This is a genomic window from Methanobrevibacter sp. 87.7 (assembly GCF_002208625.1).
In the GTDB taxonomy this organism is placed as follows: domain Archaea; phylum Methanobacteriota; class Methanobacteria; order Methanobacteriales; family Methanobacteriaceae; genus Methanarmilla.
In genome coordinates this window covers 1-4,897 of sequence record NZ_MRCT01000135.1, presented here as the reverse complement: position 1 = coordinate 4,897, position 4,897 = coordinate 1, and the positions used below count along the sequence as shown (strand labels likewise).

Genomic DNA, 4,897 nt, shown 5'->3' with positions numbered 1-4,897 from the left:
GTATTAAAATAAGCTAAATAAAATAATTAAAGAATTATAATAATTTAAAAATAAAATAAGATTTAATAGAGTAAAATACTCTTAAATAAGCTTAAATATAGAAAAAATAAACAAATAAGAAAAAATAAAACACAAAAACAGAAAAAACAATAAAACTAAGACTAAAAACAAAAAATTAACACATAAAACAATTAAAGTAAAACTAAAAAATAAAAATAAAAAAATCAGTGAAAATAAAATTAAATAAAAAACATTATAAAATAAGATTTTATACTAATGATTAAATTAACTATTTACTAGTTAATTCAAGGTATAAATCATTAGCATCCTCATGGGCAGGGTTAATAGAGATAGCTTTCTTAAGAAAACTAATTGCACCATGTTTATCTCCTTGAATATTAAGAATATTACCTAACATATACCATGCATTAGAATAATTTTTATCTTCATTAATTATTTCAACAAGAAGATCTTTAGCATAACCATAATTACCTTCATCACAATAATCTAAAGCTTCAACATATTTATCTTTAACATCTTTTATTTCTAAATTATCGTTTTTAACTTTAATCTTTTTAGGTTTTTTATATTTTTTAGATTTTGATTTATTTTTTATTTTAGATAATTTCCTTACTTTTTTAGGTTTTACTGATTCAGTTTTACTATTATCATATACTGTAATATCTTCAGGATCATCTGATAATTTATCATAAATCCAATGAAGAATATATTTAGTTGCATTTTTGTTTAATGGTTTATTATCATTACCACATTTAGGTGAATAAATACATTTTGGACATCCATCTTCACATTCACAGGTATCAAGTAGATTTACAGTAGATTTTACAAGATCATAAAAGACATCAATAGCTTTTTCAGTAATACCAATACCACCTTCATATGCATCATAAATAAATATAGTAGGTTCTTGTGTATCTGGATGAATATTAGTAGATAAACCACCAATATCAAATCTATCACACATTGTATGAAGTGGGAATAGACCAATTAAAGCATGTTCTGCACCATGTAAACCTCCAGCAAAGATATCTTTACCTTCAAATTTATCTTCAACTTCATCTTTAATTTTTTCATCAACAGTAAACCATAAACCTTTAGTTTTAAATCTTAAAGGTGGTAAATTTAGTTTATATTGACCTATAATTTTAGAGTAATGTACCTTATTATATTTATTAAAGTCTTCTCTTACTTCTATAACACCAAAATTAACTGTGAAATTAGATATTTTAACTCTTTTAAGTTTTTTAATAATATGAATATCTGTTTCTTTTAATACACGTGTATGATATCCTACTTCCTGTTTTACAACATTAACGATTTTAGTTTTAAAGTTAATATTAGTTACAACATAAGTTTCACTTTGATGTATTAATACTGCACCTTCATATGCTTCAGAATATACTTGTGCAAGTTCCATAGTTTCAATAGTTTTTTTACCACAAACTACTCTAAATACTTCTTTAGATAATTGATCAAGAGAATGTTTAAATGATGGACTATCATGACCTGGATAATAATATTCCCCAGCAACATTCTGTGCTAATTCTTTATTTCTAAGTAAATCTTTAAATAAAAATGCAATTTCTTGATTAGTAAGTTCTGGTGAGAAATCATGAATCTCATTACGACTTAATCTTAATTCATTTGCAGCACATTGAATATGTGATTTTAATAGTATATCATTTTTTAAATCAATAATAGCATTTTCATGTGGTTTTTCAAAGAAAAACTCTGGATTTTTCATAAAATATTGGTCTAATTGATTTTCAAATGCAAGTAAAATAACAAGAGATTTATTACCACTACGACCACATCTACCACCTTGTTGCCATACACTAACCATAGTTCCAGGATAACCTGATATTATAACAGCATCAAGAGTACCAATATTAATACCAAGTTCTAATGCATTAGTAGTAGTTACTCCAAGATATTTTCTTGATTTAAGACCTTCTTCAATTTCACGTCTTTCATTAGCACGATAACCTGCCCTATATGCTTTAATTCTTGGGACTAATTTTTTCTTATAATTCTTCATATCCCTTCTTGCCCATAATCCAATAAGCTCAGCCATTTTACGTGAAACAGTAAAACATAAAGTTTGAATATTTTTTAAAAGAAGATAAATAAATATGAATTCTGTCTCTTGGTGAATATTTGGAGCATTATCTCTTTTAGACTTCTTAGGTTTATAATTTTTAAATGGATTATATAATATAAAATCCTTTTCAGCAGTAGGAGAACCATCTTCAGATATTAATTTAAACTCTTCACCAGTTAATCTATTTGCAAGTTCAAGTGGATTAGCAAGAGTAGCTGAAGATAATATAAACTGTGGATTAGAACCATAATGTTTAACAATCCTTTTAAGACGACGTATTAAAAGAGCTACATTAGATCCAAATATACCTTTATAATAATGTGATTCATCAATTACAATATATTTAAGATTAGAATAGAATTTCTCCCATTGATGATGCCATGCAAGAATATGATGTAATTGATATGGATTAGTAAGTACAATCCTTGATTTATTACGTATACCATACTTTTTGTTACGTGGAGTATCACCATCATAAGTAGCAGGATTAATATTAATATCTAAATCATGTTCATACTCTTTTAAAATTTGTAATTGATCATTTGCTAAAGCTTTAGCAGGATAAATATATAATGCAGTAGCATCCTCATCATTAATAAGTGTTTCAAGAATAGGTAAATTAAAACATAATGTTTTACCACTAGCAGTAGGTGTTGTTATAATTATATTTTTATTATTTTTTACTGCTTCATATGCTTCTGCTTGATGTTTATATAAACTAATCTTTTTAGATGCTAAATATTTAACAAGAGTTTTATCCAGATTATCTACCTTTTTATAAGTAGCTTTCTGAGCAGGTATTGTTTCAATATATTCAATTTTTTTCTTGAAACGAATATCGTTCTTAAAATCATCAATAGATACATCTGTCATAATATCAATTATTATAAATTTTTAGATAAAATAAGTTATTAAATTTTTAAAATAGCTAATAAAAAACTTTACTAATAAATATTTTGTATTTAAATAATTAATAAGTATTAAAAACTTAATAATAAGATAAATAATTATTTAATATACTATATTATAATTATATACTTAATATACTTTTATATTTATAGTATATTTTATATAAAAATTAGAAAAAATATACTTAAGAAATTATTAATAGTTAATTTAATAATATAAGTTAAAATCATAAATCTTAAAAAATCAAAAAATTAGAATTTCAATAATTTTAAAAAAAGAATTTGAAAAAATTTATTAGTAAATAATTAAATATTAATTTTTTAATTTACTATTAATTAAATCATAAATAAAATTAGATAAATCTAATTTCTCATTTTCATCATCACTTGGGTTTAATGGAAATGCTCCAACAAGACCTAAACTATCTTTAGGAAATAGCATTTTAACATCTCCAGGATATAAAACATATGAACCAATAGTGTTTTTTATTGCATCTTTATATGTATGCATTTTATAAATATCTACATCTTTATAAACTTCATTTCCAAAGTTATCTATATTAAATTTATATTTAGCATCAAAATGAATAAAGTAATATTTATCATCAATCATGAATTTAATTGAATAATCAGGTTTTAAGTTTACAGAATATGAACCATTACCACCAGTAAATAGCTTATTATACATAAATTCAATTGGAATTATATTACCATCTATATTCAAAGTAGATTTAATTATAGATTTACTTCCTTTTTTAAGATTAAAGATAACTGTATATCAAATCCTATTCTAGAAAACTCATCCCAATAATATGGTACATGGAATATTATAATATTTACAAGATTATCTACAATTGAATCTTTTAATTCTTCCATACTTGGATATGGAATATCACCAAAACTATAACTTAGACCATAAATATTTAAACCTTTATATTCTATACTATCATTTTCAAGTATAGATACTCCAGCTTTTTCTAATGCTCTATGAACATTATTAATTCCAGGATAATAATCATGATTTCCTGAAGTAAATATTATTGAAGCTTTAACTTCACTAAGTGCCATGAAATCATCTTCTTCAATTACACATGACCCATCAGCAATATCACCAGATATGATTATAAGTTCACAATATGGAATACTGTTTAATTTATCCCTAAGATTTGAAATAAGCTTTTTATGTCTTATTGCACCAAATGTATATCAGAAATATGTACTATATTAATATCCTCTTTAATATTATCTAATTCTAATGTATAATTATTTAAAATAATATGATGCACATTATAATATGCATATACTCCAATTAATAGGACTATAATAAATATTAAACTAATAATATTAGTAGGTATATGTATAAATACCTTAATTATATAGATTCCAACTGTTACAATTAAAAACATTACAGTAATCCATTCCCATATACCAAATAGTCTTGCAATAAATCTAGTAATTACTCTTGACTTTTTCTCTTCAAATAACATTGGTATAGTTTGCATTAAGCCAAGAATTATTGTAATACCTAATGTATAGATATCATTAATTCCACCATATAGTAGAAAAATATATTTTAATAGGAAAAATTCAAGAAGCATCCATATTGGTGCTGTGATTAATACTCTTTTTGTTCTAGGATTCAAAATTTATACTCCATTAATTAATTTAAATCAAATTTTACTTAAAAACTATAATATAATTAAAGCTTTATTTAATTATATTAGCTTAAATTGTTTTATAATTTAAGATATTTTTTTAATAATAATTAATTTTACTTACAATAACTTAAAAGTTTTTATTAAATTTAAGTAAATTAAATTGAATTTAGGAATTTAAATAAATAAGTCTATTAAAATTAAAATAGATT

5 protein-coding genes are annotated in these 4,897 nt (G+C 23.1%); 1 reads left to right on the top strand and 4 read right to left on the bottom strand.

Translation table 11 applies throughout. The annotated features are described in order from the left end of the window. Positions 1 to 289: 289 nt before the first annotated feature. From BGI41_RS06610 to BGI41_RS06600, 3 genes are all read right to left on the bottom strand, one after another. A complete protein-coding gene (locus tag BGI41_RS06610; RefSeq protein ID WP_088539712.1) occupies positions 290 to 2,995 on the bottom strand; it encodes a DEAD/DEAH box helicase in 2,706 nt (901 codons plus the stop codon). 348 nt (positions 2,996 to 3,343) lie between these two features. After that, a complete protein-coding gene (locus BGI41_RS06605; protein WP_233126339.1) occupies positions 3,344 to 3,754 on the bottom strand; it encodes a nuclease domain-containing protein in 411 nt (136 codons plus the stop codon). A gap of 11 nt (positions 3,755 to 3,765) precedes the next feature. Then, complete coding sequence (locus BGI41_RS06600; protein ID WP_233126340.1) at positions 3,766 to 4,137, bottom strand: hypothetical protein; 372 nt, start codon at positions 4,135 to 4,137, stop codon at positions 3,766 to 3,768. On the opposite strand from BGI41_RS06600, the gene BGI41_RS08600 reads away from it, so the two are divergent. Further along, positions 4,097 to 4,258, top strand: coding sequence for a hypothetical protein (locus tag BGI41_RS08600; RefSeq protein ID WP_233126338.1), 162 nt, complete (start codon positions 4,097 to 4,099; stop codon positions 4,256 to 4,258). The two genes, BGI41_RS06600 and BGI41_RS08600, sit on opposite strands and share 41 nt — an antisense overlap. Here the strand turns inward: BGI41_RS08600 and BGI41_RS06595 are convergent. Beyond that, positions 4,218 to 4,673, bottom strand: a complete 456-nt coding sequence (locus BGI41_RS06595; RefSeq protein WP_088539706.1) for a hypothetical protein — start codon at positions 4,671 to 4,673, stop codon at positions 4,218 to 4,220. The two genes, BGI41_RS08600 and BGI41_RS06595, sit on opposite strands and share 41 nt — an antisense overlap. Positions 4,674 to 4,897: the final 224 nt, after the last annotated feature.